At 44.8% G+C, this 20,031-nt stretch carries 14 protein-coding genes; 6 read left to right on the forward strand and 8 right to left on the reverse strand.

The features are described 5' to 3' along the window. Positions 1–3 precede the first annotated feature (3 nt). Positions 4–1,320 carry a 3-deoxy-D-manno-octulosonic acid transferase gene (locus ALT761_RS01860; protein WP_129735946.1) on the forward strand — a complete coding sequence of 439 codons (1,317 nt, stop codon included), beginning with the start codon at positions 4–6 and terminating at the stop codon, positions 1,318–1,320. Positions 1,321–1,615: 295 nt separating this feature from the next. On the opposite strand, the gene ALT761_RS01865 is transcribed toward ALT761_RS01860, so the two are convergent. After that, positions 1,616–3,415 carry a cation:proton antiporter gene (locus ALT761_RS01865; RefSeq protein ID WP_129735948.1) on the reverse strand — a complete coding sequence of 600 codons (1,800 nt, stop codon included), beginning with the start codon at positions 3,413–3,415 and terminating at the stop codon, positions 1,616–1,618. Between the two features lie 248 nt (positions 3,416–3,663). On the opposite strand from ALT761_RS01865, the gene ALT761_RS01870 reads away from it, so the two are divergent. Together ALT761_RS01870 and ALT761_RS01875 are read left to right on the forward strand one after the other, a co-directional pair. Next, positions 3,664–4,527 (forward strand): hypothetical protein, encoded by an 864-nt coding sequence (locus ALT761_RS01870; RefSeq protein ID WP_129735950.1) that lies wholly within the window; start codon positions 3,664–3,666, stop codon positions 4,525–4,527. 116 nt (positions 4,528–4,643) lie between these two features. Then, positions 4,644–5,231, forward strand: coding sequence for a hypothetical protein (locus tag ALT761_RS01875; RefSeq protein ID WP_129735952.1), 588 nt, complete (start codon positions 4,644–4,646; stop codon positions 5,229–5,231). Positions 5,232–5,258: 27 nt separating this feature from the next. On the opposite strand, the gene ALT761_RS01880 is transcribed toward ALT761_RS01875, so the two are convergent. Together ALT761_RS01880 and ALT761_RS01885 are read right to left on the reverse strand one after the other, a co-directional pair. Then, on the reverse strand, positions 5,259–7,169 hold the full coding sequence (locus ALT761_RS01880; RefSeq protein WP_129735954.1) for a methyl-accepting chemotaxis protein: 1,911 nt from the start codon (positions 7,167–7,169) through the stop codon (positions 5,259–5,261). 324 nt (positions 7,170–7,493) lie between these two features. Beyond that, the gene (locus ALT761_RS01885; RefSeq protein ID WP_129735955.1) at positions 7,494–9,701 is read right to left on the reverse strand and encodes a M3 family metallopeptidase; all 2,208 of its coding nucleotides are present in this window, start codon (positions 9,699–9,701) and stop codon (positions 7,494–7,496) included. A 321-nt stretch (positions 9,702–10,022) separates the two neighbouring features. Here ALT761_RS01885 and ALT761_RS01890 point away from each other — a divergent pair, with 321 nt between their 5' ends. Beyond that, positions 10,023–10,541: a YgjV family protein gene (locus ALT761_RS01890; RefSeq protein WP_129735957.1), complete on the forward strand. Its 519-nt coding sequence runs from the start codon at positions 10,023–10,025 to the stop codon at positions 10,539–10,541. Between the two features lie 182 nt (positions 10,542–10,723). Here ALT761_RS01890 and purU read toward each other — a convergent pair whose 3' ends face one another. After that, a complete protein-coding gene (gene purU, locus ALT761_RS01895) occupies positions 10,724–11,578 on the reverse strand; it encodes a formyltetrahydrofolate deformylase (RefSeq protein ID WP_129735959.1) in 855 nt (284 codons plus the stop codon). Between the two features lie 139 nt (positions 11,579–11,717). Further along, complete coding sequence (thpR, locus tag ALT761_RS01900; RefSeq protein ID WP_129735961.1) at positions 11,718–12,401, reverse strand: RNA 2',3'-cyclic phosphodiesterase; 684 nt, start codon at positions 12,399–12,401, stop codon at positions 11,718–11,720. Positions 12,402–12,605: 204 nt separating this feature from the next. Between thpR and ALT761_RS01905 the strand changes: the two genes are divergently transcribed. After that, on the forward strand, positions 12,606–15,269 hold the full coding sequence (locus ALT761_RS01905; RefSeq protein ID WP_129735963.1) for an ATP-dependent RNA helicase: 2,664 nt from the start codon (positions 12,606–12,608) through the stop codon (positions 15,267–15,269). A gap of 28 nt (positions 15,270–15,297) precedes the next feature. Here ALT761_RS01905 and ALT761_RS01910 read toward each other — a convergent pair whose 3' ends face one another. Next, positions 15,298–16,524, reverse strand: a complete 1,227-nt coding sequence (locus ALT761_RS01910; protein WP_129735965.1) for a lytic murein transglycosylase — start codon at positions 16,522–16,524, stop codon at positions 15,298–15,300. A gap of 127 nt (positions 16,525–16,651) precedes the next feature. After that, positions 16,652–16,855 (reverse strand): hypothetical protein, encoded by a 204-nt coding sequence (locus tag ALT761_RS01915; RefSeq protein ID WP_013785703.1) that lies wholly within the window; start codon positions 16,853–16,855, stop codon positions 16,652–16,654. 226 nt (positions 16,856–17,081) lie between these two features. Here ALT761_RS01915 and mrcB point away from each other — a divergent pair, with 226 nt between their 5' ends. Further along, positions 17,082–19,427 (forward strand): penicillin-binding protein 1B, encoded by a 2,346-nt coding sequence (mrcB, locus tag ALT761_RS01920; RefSeq protein ID WP_129740543.1) that lies wholly within the window; start codon positions 17,082–17,084, stop codon positions 19,425–19,427. A 213-nt stretch (positions 19,428–19,640) separates the two neighbouring features. On the opposite strand, the gene ALT761_RS01925 is transcribed toward mrcB, so the two are convergent. After that, the gene (locus tag ALT761_RS01925) at positions 19,641–19,928 is read right to left on the reverse strand and encodes a hypothetical protein (RefSeq protein ID WP_129735967.1); all 288 of its coding nucleotides are present in this window, start codon (positions 19,926–19,928) and stop codon (positions 19,641–19,643) included. Between the last annotated feature and the right edge of the window lie 103 nt (positions 19,929–20,031).

Raw genomic sequence — 20,031 nt, forward strand, 5'->3', positions numbered from 1 at the left:
CTAATGATAAGAGGCGGTAAAGAAGCCGAATACAGACCTACATTACTAGAAGATGTGTGTCGCTGGCTTTACTCCTGTGTATTGTTTTGCATTATCCCTTTTGCATTTATCCAACTAATGCGCCGAGGTGCGACAAGAAATAAAGAATACAACCAACGCCGGTTTGAGCGATTCGGTTTTGTTGCGAGACCCCATAAAACGGGTGGTTACCTGTTTCACTGTGTTTCGGTTGGTGAAGTGGTGGCGGCATCTTGCTTAATAAAGCGCATCATTCAGGCTGAGCCAGATACCCAGATTACGGTGACTACCACTACACCCACAGGATCGGCAAGGGTGCGGGATATTTTTGGTAATACGGTACACCATTTTTACTTGCCCTATGATTTGCATACGGCGATGGCCGCAATGATAAAGCGCATTAAACCTAAAGCGGTGCTTATTACCGAAGTCGAATTATGGCCTAACTTTATCCATGCTTGCTGGAAGCGCCACATACCGATAATGGTGATTAATGCGCGTATGACAGATAGGTCAGCTAAGCGCTACATGAAAATAGGTAAACTGTTTAAACCCATGCTAAACAAACTTTCTCATATATGTACTCAAGGTCAGCGTGATTACAATAATTATCTTGCGCTAGGTATGCCTGAAGCACGTATGACTCAAACTAATAATATTAAGTTTGACCAAGCTGCGTCTACATCGCATCAAAGTATAGGGTTCATGGGCCTTTCACTAACAGACGGCCCAATATTAGTTGCTGGCAGTACCCACGATCTTGAAGAGCAAGCCATGATTGATGCCGTGAAGATACTTGGCTCGTCAACCGCAGTTAATCTTCGCTTGCTGTTAGTACCTCGCCACCCAGAGCGGTTTGATACCGTTGCTAAGCTATTAGAGCAAAACGAACTTGAATACGTTCGAACAAGTAACATTGATGCTATAGCGCCAGAGACGAAAGTTATTTTGCTCGATGAAATGGGCAAATTGAATAGTGCTTATAGCGTGGCTAGTTTTGCATTTGTAGGGGGCTCGATTGCAAATCGCGGTGGGCATAACGCGTTAGAGCCAGCCGCCTTTTCTATTCCCATCATGATGGGGCCACATACCTATAACAATCCAGTAATTTGTGAGTATTTGGAAGCGCGTGGAGCCCTTACAAAAATAGCGAACGCACAAGAAATTGCTCAGCAATGTGAAGCTTGGATTAATGCCCCGATGAAACGTGAGGAAGCTGGAAAAGCCGGCCGGAAAGTTTTAGAGGAAAACAGTGGTGCATTGGATAAAACGCTAGCGGTTATAAAACGTAATGTAGCTTAACCTTACTTATAAATATCAATTGGTTAATTTTAGCTCACCAAAGTTGTGCGCACATTGCACCAAGGTTTTTATTTGCACCCCTGTGGAAGCCTGCTATTTTATTAAAAAATACGTAAACTATTGAAAATGTTTTGAAAATACAAAGTGGTCTACTCTTTGCTTTTATAACGCCGACAGCGTAGTTACGGTAAAATATAAACAATTATGCTTCTCATGAAGAAGCACTGGATTACGCGTTCTCCAGGGAGATGCACCCTGCCTAGGCAGGGTGCCATCTTAACCCACAAGCATCTTCTTACACTGCTTCACCTTCAGGTAAAATCAAACTTATTACTCGCCATCCTGCCTTAGGATGAATGCTGTTCCCATTCACGAACGTGAAGCTTTTTCCTTCAACATCTATGGCTATTAATGGTGTGGCTCTATCACCATATTTTTCATTATATTGCGCGAATGTAAACTCATCAGACAGCCGTGTTGTTTTAATACTGGCGTTACGAGCAATCGCTGATGCCAGATACCCATAAGTCACCCCTTCATCAAATAAGGTAAGACGTTTGGCGTATTGTTCACTGACTTGGTGACTTGGACGGGTAGATTGTTCGTTACTTGTCAGTGCCCATACTTTGTCTTTGCCCATGGTATTTTCAAAATGATACGCGATGGGGGGATTAAGCTGTTTGTAAGGTGACATAATCAACACCGTACCAAAACTGGCAATATCAAGATGTCGAGCTGCGTGATCTGACATAGGGTTACCAAAATACACGGGAATATCCATCATTCGGGCTTCACGAATGGCATCCCAGTTGGTATCAGCAACGGTAACGCTCAACTCTTGCTTAATCATTTCATCAGCAAGCATACGGTTAAACTTACTGCCACCGAACACAAGGTAAGCGGTAGGGGCAGGAGCTCTAACTTTTAGTAATTGTGCGACACTTCGAGAAGTAAGGCTTTGTACAACGACGGTAGCAATAATCACAAGAAAGACCATTGGCACGATAATGCCAGCACCCTCGTAGCCAATTTCTTCAAGCTTTAAAGAAAACAATGCAGATACGGCTGCGGCCACAATACCGCGAGGTGCAATCCAGCTCAGCAAGGCTAGCTCATTAAGTTTAAGACCAGTGCCAATAGACGACGCTGCTACCGATAACGGGCGAGCAATGAACATGATTGCCCCAAGGACAATGAGCGCTCCCCAGCCCACATCCGCAATAGATTGAAGGCTAAGACGGGTAGCAAGTAATATGAACAAGCCTGAGATAAGCAGCACACTCAAGGTTTCTTTGAACTCTAAAATGTCTTCTACTTCCACGTTCTTCATGTTGGCTAATACCATGCCGGTAATGGTAACGGCCAATAGTCCAGATTCATGTGCAACATAGTTTGACGCTGCAAACACGCCGAGAATAATCGTTAAAACCGCGGTGTTTAATAAGTAATGCGGGATCCAATCTTTGCGGATAGAAAGCCCTAGCAAATAACCCGAACTAAAACCAAGCAGGAAACCAATTCCGATGGTTTTGCCAAAGGTGATAAACGTGTGGGAAATAGCATTGCCTTGAGAGGCAACGATAAACTCAAAGACGAGTACAGCCAGCAGGGCGCCAATGGGGTCGATAACTATGCCTTCCCATCGTAGGATGCTTGCCAAGTTAGATTTAGGCCGCACAGTACGCAGCATGGGCACTATTACGGTGGGGCCGGTTACCGTCACGATAGCGCCGAATAAAAAAGAGAGTTGCCACGACAAGTCTAGGCTGTAATGGGCCGCCACTGCAGCAATAACCCAGGTAACCAATACACCCACACTACATAGGTTACGCACCATATTGCCATGACCAGCAATATCACCAAACTTAAGGGTAAGGGAACCTTCAAACAGAATAATAGCAACGGAAAGTGATACAACTGGGAACAAAAGGTCGCCAAAAAGCGCGTCTGCGTCAAGCACGCCAAATACAGGGCCAACCACAATACCTACAATTAAAAGCGGTAAGATGGCAGGTAAACGAACTTTGTACGCGAGATATTGGCAGCTAATCGACAATAAGCCAACGGCAACCAAAGACATGAGTGGATCTGACAATGCGTGTTCCCTTATTTATATAATTGTAAGTATGTAGCCATACTCATATTGTTATGCGGTTCCATCATATAGCAACTTATCTACAAGCCGACAGAGACTTTCGTATAAGCGCCATGTAATTAAAACAGAGTTTAGCCTATGAGGGATCAATTCGCTTATATTCAACGTTGTCGTGGAAGGGGAAGCATAGTATTTTAAGACTTCATTAATTACGCGCCAAAGAGCGCCTTATCAACGGACTATCTACGTTGCTTAATCATTCACTTTTACCTGTAGCAGTTGCTACGTTTTTTTCGCTCTCGTTACTTACTGGTTGTGCTGCTTCATACCCTGAAGCTCAGACAAAAATATCTGTAGGTAAGTTAACGGTGCTTCCTGATGTATTGGAAGAAACGTCGGGGCTGTTTTGTAATGCCTCAACACTCGTTAGTTTGAACGACTCTGGTAACAAACCCGAATTGTTTCACCTATCTTATGAAGGCAAGGTGATTAAAACCGATAGAATGGCGTTAGACAACATTGATTGGGAAGCGGTTACAGCAAGTTCAACGCATTGGTATGTTGCAGATGTTGGTAACAACAAGGGCCGTCGTGAGAGTCTTGCTATATATAAGGTCAATAAAAATGACCTTAACGATATAGTCACAATGACAGTAGCCTATGAAGGCAACAATCCAAGTAGTAACATGCCTTATGCTCATGACTTTGATTCAGAGGCCATGACGTATGCCAACGGAAAGTTAATACTGTTCTCGAAAAGCTGGCGTACCGGTGTGGCTAAAGTGTATGAAGTTAATGAATCTACACAGCCCCAGACATTAACCGCGTTTGCGAATATTGAAGGTTTACCAGGTGTTATCACCGGCGCAGATTACGATGCTGCTCGTAACTTATACGTTATAGTGGGCTATAAATCTGACCCTTTTGGTAACTTTGATACTTTCATGGCTCAGGTTGATAATCAGTTTGTTCCTATTAATATTTGGCCATTACCTGCTTATAAACAAGTAGAAGGTGTATGTGTTGATGACAACGGTAATTACTGGTTTTCAGAAGAAGCTGCTGGGCATCGTAAGGCATCACTTACCGAAGTTACCATTAGCCAAAAATAAATATGTATACAATTTAACCACTTGAAGGGAGTTAGCATAATGGCTAATTCCCACGTTTTACACTTCGTGGTTATATAAGGTTCTACTCTGCTTTTGCATATTAGGTAACCGGTTTAATGCGTAGACTCTCTCAGCTTCTAGTGATGCTTACGGCGCTTCAAAGTGCATGGGTATCAATGTCTGCCTCTGCATCAGCAATAGAAGATGCTGAGCAGTGGTTGAGCGAATATGTAAGTTTGGATGACACCTTTTCAATCGCGTTATCTAAAAACAAAATTAGATTTAAAGGCTGCAAGCAGAAGCAGTATCAATTAGTCGTAAACCAGCAATTCACTAAACGCTTCAATGTAGAGGCAATTGTCCACTATAACAAAGGCTTACTCGATTACGGCGTGCTTGCTCAGAGAGTTAAGAGCCATGAATTTGAGGTGGTGAGTTGGTGGGATAAAGGAAGTTACCGAGTTGGGTTAAGTCACAAAATTAGGCCTGAACACGAAATTTCCATTCCTGTTGCTGAAGTGATTCAACTCCCTACTAGTACGACGGCTAGTGTGTATTTTGAAGTTCCACTAATGGAAGAAAGACACACGCTTACGGTTGCGGCTTCTAGAGAGTCGTGGAAGTCGGACAGCGCAACAATTCAGTTGCCGTGGAGCGAAGCCCACGACAACCAAGTTAAACTGCAATACGCTATTGCGTTCTAGCCAAGCAGTATTGAAATAAAACTAATCTCACAACTTAAACTGGCTAACCTCTTGAGCCAGTTCGTTTGCGAGTTCGTCTAGCTTCTCGCTAACGCCTACTAACACATGTGTGGCTTTAAGGGTTTCATCACTTGATGAACTTATCTCATTAATACTCCGGCTAATATCTTCAACGACGGTCGCTTGTTGTTCTGTGGCGGTAGCCACTTGCGTATTCACATCATTAATCAGCACAATTTCCTCGGCAATTTTCTGCAGCAGTTTATCGATATCATCGGTAGCGCCAACCACGTCTTTGGTTTGTGCTTTGCTATCTTGCATTTGAGAAACGGCCGTTTTGGAATCGAGTTGGAACTTATCAATCTTGATCTGTATCTCATCGGTGGCGGCAGCTGCACGCTGAGCCAGTGTCCGAACTTCATCGGCCACAACCGAGAAGCCTCTACCATGATCGCCAGCCCGAGCGGCTTCTATCGCTGCATTCAAGGCAAGTAAATTAGTTTGCTCTGAAATGCTGCGAATAGTATCAAGTATGCCGCCGATAGCCGCAGTGTGCTCATCAAGAGACTGGATAACCTCAGACACACTTTCTACTTGGGTGGAAAGGTTCGATATTGCGTGCACCGCTTTTTGAGTAAATAGACGACCTTCTTGCGAGCTCTCAGTCGCACGATTCGCATTTTGCGCAGCATAAGTAGCAGACTGTGCGACTTCAGTGACCGTGCTGCCCATTTCAGTTAACGCTGTTGCGGCCTGCATGGTTTGGTCTCGCTGACTACGAGTAGAACGTTCATTTTGTTGAGATTGGCTGGCCACTTCTTGCGCTGAGGCTTTAAGGGCTTGGCTAGTTTTAGCTACCGATGCAATAGTACTGTGAAGATGATCGATAAAGCTATTGAAGCCTTCAACCAGTCGAGCGGTTTCTTTTTGTTCTGGTACGTCAATTCTTGAACGTAAATCGCCTTGCCCTTTACCAAGTTGCTGGAAAATATCAGCCAGAGATTCGATAGGTTTGGTGAGAGACGATGCCAGCCAAATTCCAAGTAGCGCAAACAGGCCCGCGATGGCAATAGACCATAAAATGATCTGGCGACTGCCTGCATTTAATGAGGCATAAAGTTCTTGTTCTGGTACTTGCGCCACCACGTACCAACCGGATTTTTCTACATACGTACTAGCAAAAAGGACGTCATCGGCATGTACTTCACTAGTTGCCATCGCAAAATCACGTTGTTGCAGTAAAGTCCGCGAAGCATTTGTGCCACTAATGGCGCTTAGTTTGGATTTTCCTAAAAGGCTAGTATCAGGGTGGGCAATAATAGTGCCCTCGCCATCAACTAAATACACGAAGCCGGTTTGAGCAATTTTTACCGCGTTAATAATATCTAATAGCTCGTCAACAGACTTCGCGACACCAGACATGCCTCTGCCTGCGGTTTGTTGGAAGTTAGCGAACAATCTATAACCTTGGCCAGGTTCGTTATACAAGCTAAGTGAAATTGGCGTACCACTATCACGGTAAGCAAAAAACCATCCATCGAATTCATCGTTTTTTAGCACTCGTAAAAAACCGTCTTGATTCCAATACTTAGTGGTTTTTCTATCGACGAAAGAGGCTACGGTTAAATCGTTGAAATTCACGATATCGTTCAGATAAGCGATAAGCCGCCTTTCACCTGAACTATCAGCGCCTGCTGCCGACCAAGCTAAAATGTCAGGGTTGGATGCAATACCATGGGCAACAGAAAGCATCACACTGGCTTCTCTGTCTACCTGATTTCCTATTTGCTTCAACAGTGAAGGAAGTTGAAGCTGCTCCATGTTTTCTTTAACTAAGTCTCGGGCTATCCACTGGCTAATTGAACCTACCAAGATTGAGGCAGCCAACACGGCCACCATTAGTGAAATAATTAGTTTTTGTTTAATACTCAAAGTCATAACTTCCGACCATATTTGGACTGCTAAAATAACGACGCTGCACTGCAGGCACAGTCACGTCTTGGGCGTTGGGTTATTACTGTTAGCGTCTACGTTGCTGTTTAGTAGCAATTTATTAATCACTTCATGTAACACGAGGAGAAGTAGTGCGCACTAGTTTTTTATTGTTCTGTTTGTATCGGCAGATAATCGCAAATTATTATACTTTCGACGTATAAAAACCGATAAAACGATTTTGAAGTTAAATTGACCGAAAGGTCAAGAAAAAGCCGCGAAATAAGATGGATTTCTCAACTTCGCGGCTTGTTTAGGTAGGTTTAACGATTAATCTTCGCTTTTATCTTTACTTTTGTCTTCGGGAATTGGAAAACCTCTGTCGCGCATTAATGCGTCAACTTTGGCATCACGACCACGGAATTTGCGATAAGCCTCAGCGGGATCCATCGCATTACGCACAGAGAAGAGGTACTTCACTAAGCGATCGCCCACTTCTTTGTCGTAAAATCCACCTGGTGCTTCCATAAAGGCTTCTGATGCATCAGCGGTTAGCACTTCTGCCCACATATAACCGTAATAGGCTGCGGCATAACCTTCACCCGAGAACACGTGACCAAAATGAGGTGTGCGGTGACGCATAACAATCTCTTCAGGCATACCGAGCTTTGTAAGCTCTTCACGTTCAAAGGTATCGGGCTCAATAGTCGCTGGATCAGTGGTATGGTACTTCAAATCCATGATGGCAGAAGCCATATACTCAGTGGTTTTGAACCCTTCATTAAAGGTTGATGCTTTCTTGATCTTAGCCACAAGTTCAGCAGGAATAGGTTCACCCGTTTCATAGTGCACTAAGAATTGATTAATAACTTCGTCGGTGGTTAACCAGCGCTCTAATAATTGCGACTGGAACTCGGTGTAATCACGCACGCCTGAGTGCGAAGAAGGGTATTTAACATCAGCAGATAAGAAATGCAGCGCATGACCAAATTCGTGGAAATAGGTTTCTGCATCATCAAATGAAATGAGAGTGGGTTCGCCTTCAGCCCCTTTTACGAAGTTAGAGTTGTTAGAAGACAACACCGTCTTTTTGCCGTCGAAGGTTGTTGACGAGCGATAGGTTGTGGCCCATGCACCAGAGCGTTTACCTTTACGAGAGAACGGATCTAAGTACCATAAACCAATGTGTGCACCGGAATCTTTATCGGTCACTTCCCATACTTTAACGTCTTCGTGGAATACAGGCACTTTACCTTCTTCCACTGGGGTAAAGTTGAAATTAAACAAACGACCAGCAACGTAGAACATAGCATCGCGCAGTTTATCTAGCTGCAGATATTGCTTCACTTCGTTTGAGTCTAAGTCGTACTTGGCTTGGCGAACTTTCTCAGCATAAAAACGATAGTCCCACGGGGCGATAGTAATATCAGCGCCTTCAGCGTCAGCAATGGCTTGCATATCGGCCACTTCTTGATCTACCCGGGCTATGGCTGCTGGCCAAACCTTCATCATAAGATCCATGGCGTTTTCAGGGTTCTTTGCCATACGGTCTTCTAAGCGCCACTGGGCATAGTTTTCATACCCGAGTAATTCCACGCGCTCATCACGCAATGTCAGAATGCGTTTGATCGTTTCGTTGTTATCAAATTCATCTGCGTTGTCGCCACGGCTGTAATAGGTGTTCCATACTTTTTCGCGTAATTCACGGTTAGTAGAATAGGTTAGGAACGGATCCATTGAAGAACGGGTGTTTGTTATTGCATATTTATCCGGCTCGCCACGGCTCTGGGCGGCAGATTTAGCGCCTTTTACGAAAGATTCAGGCAATCCACCTAATTGGTCTTCAGTAATATAGGTTACGTAGTTCTCTTCATCCGCTAGTACGTTATTCGAGAACGACGTATAAAGGGTTGCTAACTCTTCATTGATGGCGGCGTAGCGCTTTTTCGCCTCGCTATCCAATGTCGCGCCATTGCGGGCGAAGTCGTTATAAGTCATCCAAGTAATGCGCTGTTCTTCTTCGGTCAATGTCGATAGTTCATCTGACTCATAAACTGCTTTTACACGCTCGAATAACTTTTCGTTTTGTGTGATTTTGGTAGAAAATGCGGATAACTTGGGCGACATTTCTACTTGGATAGCACGAAATTCAGGGCTAGATTTATTCGCACTCCAAATGCCGTAGTAGCGAAATACGCGGCTAAGCTCGCTACCTGAACGTTCCATAGCCACAATTACGTTTTCAAACGTAGGTGGCTCGGGGTTATTCGCAATTTCATCAATCTCTTTAAGATTTAGCTCCATTGCTTTTTCAAGGGCCGGTTTCAAATCTTCCAGTTTCATTTTATCGAAAGCTGGAACGCCGCCGTAGGGGCCTTTGAATTCTTGAAGGAGTACGTTGTCGAACTGTTGGTTTTCCTGCATTGCGGGGGCTTCAGTAGTATCTACTGACGTTGTCTGAGGCGCTTTTTGCTCAGAACAAGCACCGAGTGCAAGCACTACCGCCATCGCGGTAAGCGACGTTTTAAATTTTCCCATTATTATTTCCTGTCTTATTATGATTTCTTTTATTGTTTTTTGTCATTAGCTCAACCCGCTCCAGTAGAGCAGATCAATATCACCGATTGAAGCGTTAATTAAAATCTCACACATTCAATACTATGCCATTGTAAAACTAACTTAAATGTCTCTTAACGTATTAAGCCGCTAGGCCAACGAGAATGCGAGTAATAGCGCTTAAATGGCACTCATCGAAAAGCCTAAAAAAACCATTGAAAGTTTTAAGTTAATCACTACACTTCGCGCCATTAATTAACGGTTACTTTTTGCCTCATTTGTTATCTATAAAGGAGCATTGGCGTGTTTGAATTATTGCTTCATACAATCCCTGTATTGTTTGCTATTGGTTCGTTTTGGTCCAATACAGAGCGTAAGCTTTTATTATTGAATTTAGGGTTGTGTGTAGCACTTGCCAGTTTACTTGCCTTCGAGCAAGCATGGGGTGGGGCGATTGTTATTACGGTTGCAGGCTTAAGCACAACATATCGTATTGTTACTCAGAAACTTTTACCCGCGTACGCCACTTATATTATTCTGACGCTGATGACCGTGCTAGTGGCAAGTATTAACACCCTTACGGGTAAGACTGGGCTACTAGAACTTATGCCAGTACTGACTTTCATGGTATATCGCTTTGGTGAGTTACACTGCAAAGAAGCAGGGCTGCGTACTTGTATGATAATTGGCTCAGTAAACTTTACGGTATACGGCGTGGCTACTCAAACATGGGGTCTGGCGATTACCGAAGCCTTATTCGCTATTTCAAATGCGTGGTATTACGTTAAGTTACGCAAGCAACTTGCTGCATTGTCGGTATAAAGCAAAACAATCGGCCAAGTTGGGCTACAAAAGAGGGTGAGCGCGAAAGGCTGAAATTGAGCCCTGTAAGCAGGTTACAGCGCACAAAGTAAACATGTTCATGCCTGTCAGAATTAAAAAAGCCAGACGAGTCACTCTCGTCTGGCTTTTTTATCTTGCTGCGATATTTATAAAGCAGTGTCTTACGCAAACACCACGGTTTTATTGCGATGAATAATTACGCGATCTTCTAAATGGTAACGCACGCCATGGGCAAGAGCAGTTACTTCACAGTCTTTGCCTTTTCTCACCATATCAACCGCGCTATCACTGTGGCTAATTCGCTTAACGCTTTGCTCAATAATGGGGCCTTCGTCTAGGTCTTTGGTGACGTAATGGCAGGTTGCCCCAATTAACTTAACGCCGCGATCGTAAGCCTGTTGGTAGGGTTTAGCCCCTGCAAAGCTCGGTAAGAAGCTATGATGAATGTTAATTGCTTTACCTTGGAGTTGTTGGCATAGCGTATCTGGCAAAATCTGCATGAAGCGGGCAAGTACTGTCAGGTCAATTTTATACTCTTCCAATAAGGTTGAGATTTGCGCAAAAGCCGCTTCTTTACCCAGCGCTTTAAAGTCTACCCAATGAAACGGCACTTTATACCAATCGGCAAATTGCTTCATTTGTGGATGATTGCCAATAATGCAAGGTATATCGCAATCAAGCTCACCGGTGTGCCAGCGATGCAGTAAATCAACCATACAGTGAGATTCCACGCTACCCAGTAAGGCAACGCGCTGCTTCTTACCCGAATCAGAGAGCTTCCAATTCATTTGAAATTCGTTCGCCAAAGGCGCAAATTCTGATAAAAAGCTGTCGTAATCTAACCCAATAGAATCGGCACCAATTTCATGGCGCATAAAGAATCTACCGGTTTGTAAATCGGTATGATGGTTAGCTTCAACGATGGTGGCACCATGGCTAGCTAAAAACTGAGAAACACTGGCAACTAAGCCAATTTGGTCAGGGCAATCTATTACTAATCGAAACGTTTGTTGCATGGAATTGAGGTCTCACTAAATAAGACCCCCTTTTTACCCAGCTACGCCAGTGAAGTAAAGGTTTTTGGGGTGAAAAAACCTAACTGAAATAGGCTATTTTGCTATAAATAATATCACCCGATGAATGATCGTTAACCAACTACTCATCATTAATCCCTCGGCGTAGCTTCTCACGCACTGACATATTGTGCTTTAAATTCCAACTTTGCCTAACGGGGTATGTAACCCCTTGCGGTGTAGAGACGGATTCAAAAAGGTGAAACGCCGAGGCGTGCATCTCTATATGCGGTGTATACAAAGGCACAGGAAGCGCTGCCGTGGCTTTTCGAATAACAGTAACATGGGGCGAAAAAGCTTTACCATCAACCTCTATAGCTGCTGATCTGGCGGCCTTGCGGGTAGATTTTGCTAAGGCCATGAGCTCTGCTGGCGGTGATTGTGGTGCGGCAAAGAGAATCTTAGGGCCGTTCCAAATACCTGTAGTGTCTAACGTTAGTGAAAAAGGTGCATGAACTAGCGTATCTAGTTCGGCGACTAACGCCTCATGTTGTCGGTGAGTAATGTGACCGAGAAAACTTAAGGTCATATGGTAATTGGCTGCGTTAACCGCATAAGGTTGGGATACGCCTGAGTCACGCCTTTTACCTTTGCTCTCTTTACCCTTGCTTCGCCTGCCTTCGCTCCCTCTACCTTCATTGTGGGCTCGGCCCTCAGAAAGGTTGAACATGTTGCGGGCTGTCACCTCTGGGAGGGCTTGTTGCCGCCAACTATCAAGGGCTAACTTTTCTGTTGAATGTAAATCTAAACCAATGAAACAACGCATACCCACTCCTCTATCTACGTGTAATGAAGTCAACACGCCCTAGTTAATAGAAAATTGTTTAAACCCAAATGGACATATCGTCAGGTGTCTCTATTTAGCTGTGCTTAGTCTAGCAGTGCTTGTTTTAACGTAATGCAAAACTTCTGCTACAGGTAAATTCAAGTACAATAGTGTGAGAAGTTTATCTAGGTATTGCAAACCTTTATGTTACAGCCGTTATTACATTTACCCGCCGCCCAGCTTATCGAACCCGTTAACAAGGCGATTAGCGAAAACAACCTTATCATAGGTGCACCGCCGGGTGCAGGTAAGTCTACGGTGCTACCACTTTCTCTGTTAAGCGCGATACCACAGGGCAAAGTGTTGTTGATGCAGCCTCGCCGCGTAGTCGTAAGGAATTTGGCGAATTATCTGGCAGGCATACTTAATGAAAAAGTGGGCGACACAGTAGGTTACCGTATTAAAGGTGAAAGTAAGGTAGGAAAGAACACCCGCCTTGAACTCATTACCGAAGGTATACTCGCCAGAATGATTCAGTCTGACCCTGAACTTGCTGGGGTATCGGCCATTATATTTGATGAATTTCATGAGCGCAGCATTCATAGCGACTTCGGTTTAGCGCTAGCCCTCGACGTACAAGCTGGCTTGCGAGAAGATCTCCGCCTAGTGGTGATGTCGGCCACCCTTGATGTAGAGCCGCTTACTGCATTAATGAATAATCACGGGGCTATGCCCGCAATCAACCTCGATGCAGAAGGGCGAACTTTCCCCGTTACTATGCATTACAGCAAAGATGTGCTCGCCCATGAGGTGGTTAGCGCCACCGCAGAAATGACTACCCGAGCGTTTTCTCAACACCAAGGTGATGTACTGGTCTTCTTGCCAGGAAGCGGAGCCATTCGAGGGGTGGCACAACGACTTTCTACGCTGGAAGATAAATATGATGTGGCATTGCACACACTTTTTGGGGCGATGAGCAAAGAAGCCCAACAATCCGCTATCAACCCTGACCCACAAGGACGACGTAAAATTATTCTTGCCACCAATATTGCCGAAACCAGCTTAACCATAGAAGGGGTTAAGGTGGTGGTAGACAGTATGTGGGAGAATCAAGCGCAATATAACCCTTCCAGTGGTTTTACCCAGTTAATGCAACAGCGTATATCTCGAGCATCGGCTATTCAACGGGCTGGGCGAGCGGGACGCGTTAGCGCGGGCGATTGCTACCGGCTATGTAGCCAAAGTAGTTTTGAACGTATGGCGCAGCATAATGCTCCGCAAGTATTACGAGAAGATGTGTCGTCCTTATTGCTCGATGCCTTGCAATGGGGCGCTACGCCCTCATCGTTGGCGATGTTAACCCAGCCAACTAATGCACAGCTGAAGGTGGCTAGTAATAACTTAACCGCCATAGATGCTCTTAGAGATCTTGATGACAACCCAATAATTACCTCCTATGGGCGTAAACTGTCCGACATACCCTGCCATCCGAATTTGGCGAATTTGTTAATACGCTGCGAGCAAGGTGTTGAAGGGGTAGAGCCTGCACTGCAAAGGAAACTTAAATGTGCTGCGCCTTTTGTGGTGGCATTGGCCGAAAACCTAGCTGGACAGTTTACACAAACCTATGTCATTGATGCGCTGTTGAATCTTGATGGTCAAGCGCGCAAACAGCTTCATCAGCAAGCATCTAAATATGCAAGATATGTTGGTCTTACGGCGAACGATTTGGACATTAACATTATAGACGAAGAAGCATTGGCGCTTTGTATTGCCATTGCCTTTCCTCAGCGGGTGGCGTTTTATCGGGGGCAAGCATCTGATAAGGCCAACGGAAAAGCAAATGGAAAGCAAAACGGACAAGGGGCTACACAAGGTGCTATACGAGGGACCCTGCAAGGAAATATGCAAGGAAAGCCCCAGCAAAATGGATATAAGCTCGCCAGTGGCAAGGGGGGCGAATTAGAGCAGCATTCCCCTGAACCGTGGTTGGCCGTTTTACATGGTCAGCAAACCGGAAATACGGTGAAGTTCAGGTTAGTCCAGCCAATTAATGAAGCCCTGCTTCGTGCCGTGTTCCCAAATGAGTTTACTAGCAAAAAGCAAGTACGTTACAACGTGGCAAAAAAGGCTATGGAAGCACGGGTGATTGCCGGTTTTCATGCCATCGACTTAGCCAGTGAGCCCGTATCAGGGCAAGAGAAACAACAAGATAATCGCTTTTGGAAAAAACAGACTGCTTTTGCATGGTTTGAATATTTAGAGAACATTCCAGTAAGTGAGTGGCCACTCACTGAAGGTGACTGGCAATGGTGGAACAGACTTAAACTTGCTGCTTCGTTGAATTTACCTCAGCCGCAGGCGTTCGATAAACCAGACCCGTGGCCTCAGTCTTTGCCGGCATTAATGCACAATGCAAAAGAGGCATTAATTGAGCCTTTAAGTCGATGTGAGTCTTTGGCGAAACTACAAAAGTTGCCATGGAAAAATACGCTAAATAATGCACTTAGTTGGCCGCAGCAAGACGCCCTTGCTTCACTATTACCAACTCATTTACCGATACCCACAGGGCGTGATGCTGCACTTGAGTATCGCGATAACGGTGATGTGGTGTTAGCGGTTAGAATGCAAGAGATGTACAGCCAAACTGCCCCACTGACGGTGGCGGGTGGCAGAACCAATATTGTTTATGAGCTATTGTCGCCAGCAGGACGACCACTTCAAACCACTAAAGATTTAGCGGGGTTCTGGACGGGGAGTTATTTAGCGATTCAAAAAGAAATGAAGGGGCGTTACCCCAAGCACTTTTGGCCAGATGAACCAGCTACCGCTAAACCCACCGCCAAAACAAAGAGGGCGATGAGCTAACGGGGCAAGTAAAGCCTTTTAAAAGCGGCTAAGCACTCTTATCAACTAAGTTCAAAGACTGCATCACATTAAGGCCCGGAAAGCCATCAGCAATCATATCGTTTGCTATTTGATAGTTGCGGATACCTTCGCGAGTGGCTGGGCCAATTATTCCATCGGGTGTACCAACATCGAAGCCGCGGTCATTCAGTTTTTTCTGTAAGCCAATAATATCGTTGCGGCTGTAAGCGGGTAAATCAGGTAGGGGAGCAATAATCCCGGATGCGCCTGAAATTCTATCGGCTAATACGCCTACCGCAATGGCGTAAAACTCTGAATTATTCCAACGCATGATCACGCGAAAGTTCTGGTAACCCACAAATGCTGGGCCTGCATGTCCTGCAGGAACCACCACGTATGCTTTAGTATCGTCGTCGCCTAATGGGCTAGCATCGGCTTGTTTCACGCCTAGTTCGCTCCACTGGCTCAATGTACGGCGGTTCTTATAACCAGAAAGTTGATAATCGAAACTATCAGGAAGTTGCACTTCCCGGCCCCAACGAAAGCCTCGTTGCCAGCCTAAACTTGCAAGAAAGTTGGCCGCAGAGGTTAGTGCATCTTCTTCACTATTCCATAAGTTAATTTGACCGTCATTGTCGCCATCTACCGCGTAATGGGTATAAGCTGACGGCATAAATTGGGTATGACCCATAGCGCCAGCCCAAGAGCCGACCATTTCCTCACGGGTAAGTGACTCACGCTCAAATAATTTCACTGCAACCAAAAGCTCTTGGGTAAAGTATTTGCTTCTTCGGGGATCGCAAGCAAGCGTGGCTAATGAATCAAGAACAGGCATTTTGCCTTTGTAATTACCAAAATTAGTTTCAAGCCCCCAAAAGGCAAGCAAATAGTGCGGCGGCACACCGTACTTGTCACTTAATTTGTGCAACAAGTCCTTGTGCTTTTCGTACATTTCCTTGCCCTTAGTCGTGCGCCAATCGGTTACACGTTTACTAAAGTAGCCCGGAAACGTTTGCACGAATTCTGGTTGGCTTCTATCAAGCTCTATAACACGAGCTTGGTATACTAATGAGGGGAAAATGGTATCGACAGTGTCTTGACTGACACCTTGCTCAAGTGCTTTGTTGGCAAGTTGAGAGGTACACACGGAAAACGCCTCATCGGCTATTGCAGTCGTGCTGCAAAGCCCTGATAGCAGTGCTGACATCATTGATGCTGCAGTGACCCACTGCTTCCCTTTACCCTTTAAACCCATAATTCAATTCCTGTATTGCGAGTACACATGCTATCTCAATGTGACTGTAAAACGCGAGTATAATTCAATGATGCGCTAAGGTTTATGGCAGATGATACGTAACAATATGTAAACCTACCTTGCGACGTTATGCTGTAGGCGCTTGTTTTAAAATACCAACAATGTCGCCATCGTTGTTTAATTCAGCAAGCTCGATTAAATACCCTTTTTGAAGTTCATCTAACGAACGACCCTCTAACAGCTCTTTCACTCTGGCCTTTTCTCCCGCTACTATAGCCGATTGTAACCCTTCCATATTGGCAATAGAGCTCGCCTTATTTTCAGATGTCATAATTTCTCCTTGAGTGTAAGCATTCAACATTACTACGGTTGGTAACATTGAAACGATTGATTTTAGCGTGACGCTATTTTTGTAGTTGTTGCCGAGGGGGAGCAGTGGTAGTGTTCGCTAACTTCAGAGTGTGCAGCACGCAGTTGTTTATATGCTGCTACAAAATTCTTCAGCATTCGCTGGAAATTGTGTTCAGAAAGCTGCACAATTTTTTCAGCTTCATATCATGGCATTCTCAGTGGCAAAAAAAGTGGCAAAAAAACAATCAAAAGCGGCATCCAAACCTAAATCTTTTTCAATAATGAAGCTCTTCTTGCGCTTATTTCTAATAGGCGTTGTGGTACTTGGCGCCTATGCCTTTTATTTAGATGCGCAAATTAAGCATGAATTTTCAGGCAATAAATGGGAAGTTCCAGCACAGATTTTTGCCCGTCCTCTAGAACTGAGTAAAGGGCAGGAAATTACTCCCACCGAAGTGATTGATGAATTAACCTTGTTGGGATATCGCAAAGTTAATGAAGCAGATGGTAGTGGTGAGTACAGTTATCGAAATGGCATTTTAAATATTCAGCGTCGCGCTTTCCATTTTCCTGAAGGCGCAGAAGGGCTTCGTCATTTAGAGATAACTTGGCAAGGCAGTCGGATTAGTCTGATTCAAGACAGAACGCAAACTCGCCCATTTGGCACTGTAAAACTTGAGCCATGGTTGGTTACGCGCATGGTCAGCGGTAGGCAGGAAGACAGAATGTTGGTCACACTGGATACTATTCCCGATATGCTGCCAAAAGCGTTAACGCTGGTGGAAGATCGCAATTTTTATAATCACCACGGTGTAGCGCCTTTATCTATATTACGGGCGCTATTAGCAAATATTGCGGCGGGCAGAACCGTACAAGGTGGTAGCACGCTTACCCAGCAATTAGTCAAAAATATGTTTCTAACCCGTGAACGCTCGATTGTGCGTAAAGCGAAAGAAGCCATTATGGCGGTGATCATAGACGCCAGGTATTCCAAGTCGGAAATCATTCAAGCCTATTTAAATGAAGTCTTCTTAGGGCAAAATGGAGACATGGCGGTGCACGGTTTCGGGCTGGCTAGTTATTTCTACTTTGACCGCCCAGCGAATGAACTGAGCACAACTGAAATAGCAACGCTTGTGGCTATTATCAAAGGCCCTTCTTATTATAATCCACGTAAACACCCTGAGCGCGTTAAAGAGCGCCGAGACTTAGTGTTGCGTATGTTATTTGACGAAAATGAAATCGACCGCAGTCAATATGAGCGGGCGATTAATATGCCGTTAGGTTTGGCCAGTGGCGCTAGTTTGGCCAGCGGCAAACATCCTGCTTTTATGGAGCAGGTAAGACGAGAGCTTGCAGATATTCTAGCCGACTCAAGCTTACGTGACTCGGGCGTAAAAGTGTTTACCACGTTAGATATCGTTGCTCAGCGCCGGGCAGAAAAAGCCCTCTCTGGTACGATTGCCAGTTTACAAACGAACAGAAAAAATCCCCTTCAAGGCGCGATGGTTGTGACCGACAGTGCCAAAGGCGAAGTGCGGGCCATTGTTGGCGGTAAAGATTACTCATTTAAAGGGTTTAACCGAGCGTTAGGAGCGAAGCGTCCAATCGGTTCATTGATTAAACCTGCGGTGTATTTATCAGCCCTTGAAGATCCAACCCAGTTTAATTTAGCCACGCCACTTGAAGATGAGCCTATTACGCTAGAAAGCCGTAATGGACAGCAATGGTCACCATTAAATTACGATAAAGAATTCAGAGGGCAAGTGCCGCTTATTCAAGGATTGGTTGAATCTTTGAATGTGCCTACCGTTAATTTAGGCATGCAAGTTGGGCTTGATGTTATAGCTGACACTATTGCGCGATTAGGCGTTACCTCTCAGGTCAATTTGGTGCCTTCTCTCACGTTAGGGGCGATTGAGTTGACGCCGTTTGTTACTAACCAAATGTACCAAACACTATCAAACGGCGGGCGCTATGTGCCTTTGCATACGGTAAGTTCAGTTGTAACTGCTGACAATGCACTGTTATGGAAAAAAGCGGAATTCTACGCGCAGCGAACCGATGAAGCTGCTACTTACTTACTGAACTATGCACTTTACAAAGTCACGATAGATGGAACGGCAAAACAAATAGGTGCCAACTTTGGTAACGTGAATATGGCGGGCAAAACCGGTACTACTGACGATTATCGTGATAGTTGGTTCAGCGGCTTTGACCGTAACAATGTGGTGACTGTGTGGGTCGGCAATGATGATAACTTGCCAGTAAATTTAACCGGTGCCAGTGGTGCCTTGCCGGTATTTATTAATTACATGAAGTCTCAATCACCTAAGTCTTTATCTCGCCGCTTTCCAGATGGTTTGGGTATTGCGCACTTTGACGCGAAGACCGGCGCGGTAGTGATTGCCGGATGTGCCGGAAGCATGAGTGTACCAGCTATTCTGGATGTGTTACCGCCTGCGCAACAAGATTGTTCTGGTAAAGCAGTGAAGCCTGATGGAGAAAAAGAAGGCGAAAAGAAAAGCTGGTGGGAAAGAATATTTGGATAAAAAAACAGGTAGGCAGTAAAAAGCATCCAACTCAATATGCTTTTTATTGCCTCCTGAAAAAGCCCCAGGGAGTAGGCTAAACTTTAAAAGTAGTACTAAAACTGGTCTAACATATATCGCGCTGTTGAAAACACTACAGCGCTAAGTGCAAATGCTGCTACGGGTGCCAAGACCAACATAAATAATGCGCTAGCGGTTAGCATACCTGCCTCCTTACGCGTCGTTATCGTTTTGAAACTCATCACTTTTCATTGGCGTAATCGTAATATCTGCAATTAAGGTGCTGGCTTCTGCCGCATTCGGCTCAAAAGTATGACTGGCCGTTAATACGTCATACGTGATGCCTATCGTCATATCTTGTTTTACTTCAGCCATTGCACTAGTCACTAAATAATCGGTTTGCGATAGTAGGTTGCTTGTTGGTTCATCCGCCATTGCAGTGGTGGCTGTAAATGCAGTACTTAGAATCAGCGCAGTAAGTAATTTTTTGTTGGTAAACATGGTTCATCTCCTATGAGTAAAAGTAAGTCACTGCACTAAATCGGACTGCTTGGCAGTTATTTATTAAGTCGTTATCAATTAACAATTAGTTTATAGCGAGGGA

This window comes from Alteromonas sp. 76-1, assembly GCF_900654235.1.
Classification (GTDB): domain Bacteria; phylum Pseudomonadota; class Gammaproteobacteria; order Enterobacterales; family Alteromonadaceae; genus Alteromonas; species Alteromonas naphthalenivorans.

Coding starts and splice junctions, on each gene's coding strand:
- ALT761_RS01875 (WP_129735952.1), top strand. CDS start 4,644: ATGCGTAGACTCTCTCAGCTTCTAGTGATGCTTACGGCGCTTCAAAGT.
- ALT761_RS01905 (WP_129735963.1), top strand. CDS start 12,606: ATGTTACAGCCGTTATTACATTTACCCGCCGCCCAGCTTATCGAACCC.
- purU (WP_129735959.1), bottom strand. CDS start 11,578: ATGCAACAAACGTTTCGATTAGTAATAGATTGCCCTGACCAAATTGGC.
- ALT761_RS01880 (WP_129735954.1), bottom strand. CDS start 7,169: ATGACTTTGAGTATTAAACAAAAACTAATTATTTCACTAATGGTGGCC.
- thpR (WP_129735961.1), bottom strand. CDS start 12,401: ATGCGTTGTTTCATTGGTTTAGATTTACATTCAACAGAAAAGTTAGCC.
- ALT761_RS01915 (WP_013785703.1), bottom strand. CDS start 16,855: ATGACATCTGAAAATAAGGCGAGCTCTATTGCCAATATGGAAGGGTTA.
- mrcB (WP_129740543.1), top strand. CDS start 17,082: ATGGCATTCTCAGTGGCAAAAAAAGTGGCAAAAAAACAATCAAAAGCG.
- ALT761_RS01910 (WP_129735965.1), bottom strand. CDS start 16,524: ATGGGTTTAAAGGGTAAAGGGAAGCAGTGGGTCACTGCAGCATCAATG.
- ALT761_RS01925 (WP_129735967.1), bottom strand. CDS start 19,928: ATGTTTACCAACAAAAAATTACTTACTGCGCTGATTCTAAGTACTGCA.
- ALT761_RS01860 (WP_129735946.1), top strand. CDS start 4: ATGATAAGAGGCGGTAAAGAAGCCGAATACAGACCTACATTACTAGAA.
- ALT761_RS01885 (WP_129735955.1), bottom strand. CDS start 9,701: ATGGGAAAATTTAAAACGTCGCTTACCGCGATGGCGGTAGTGCTTGCA.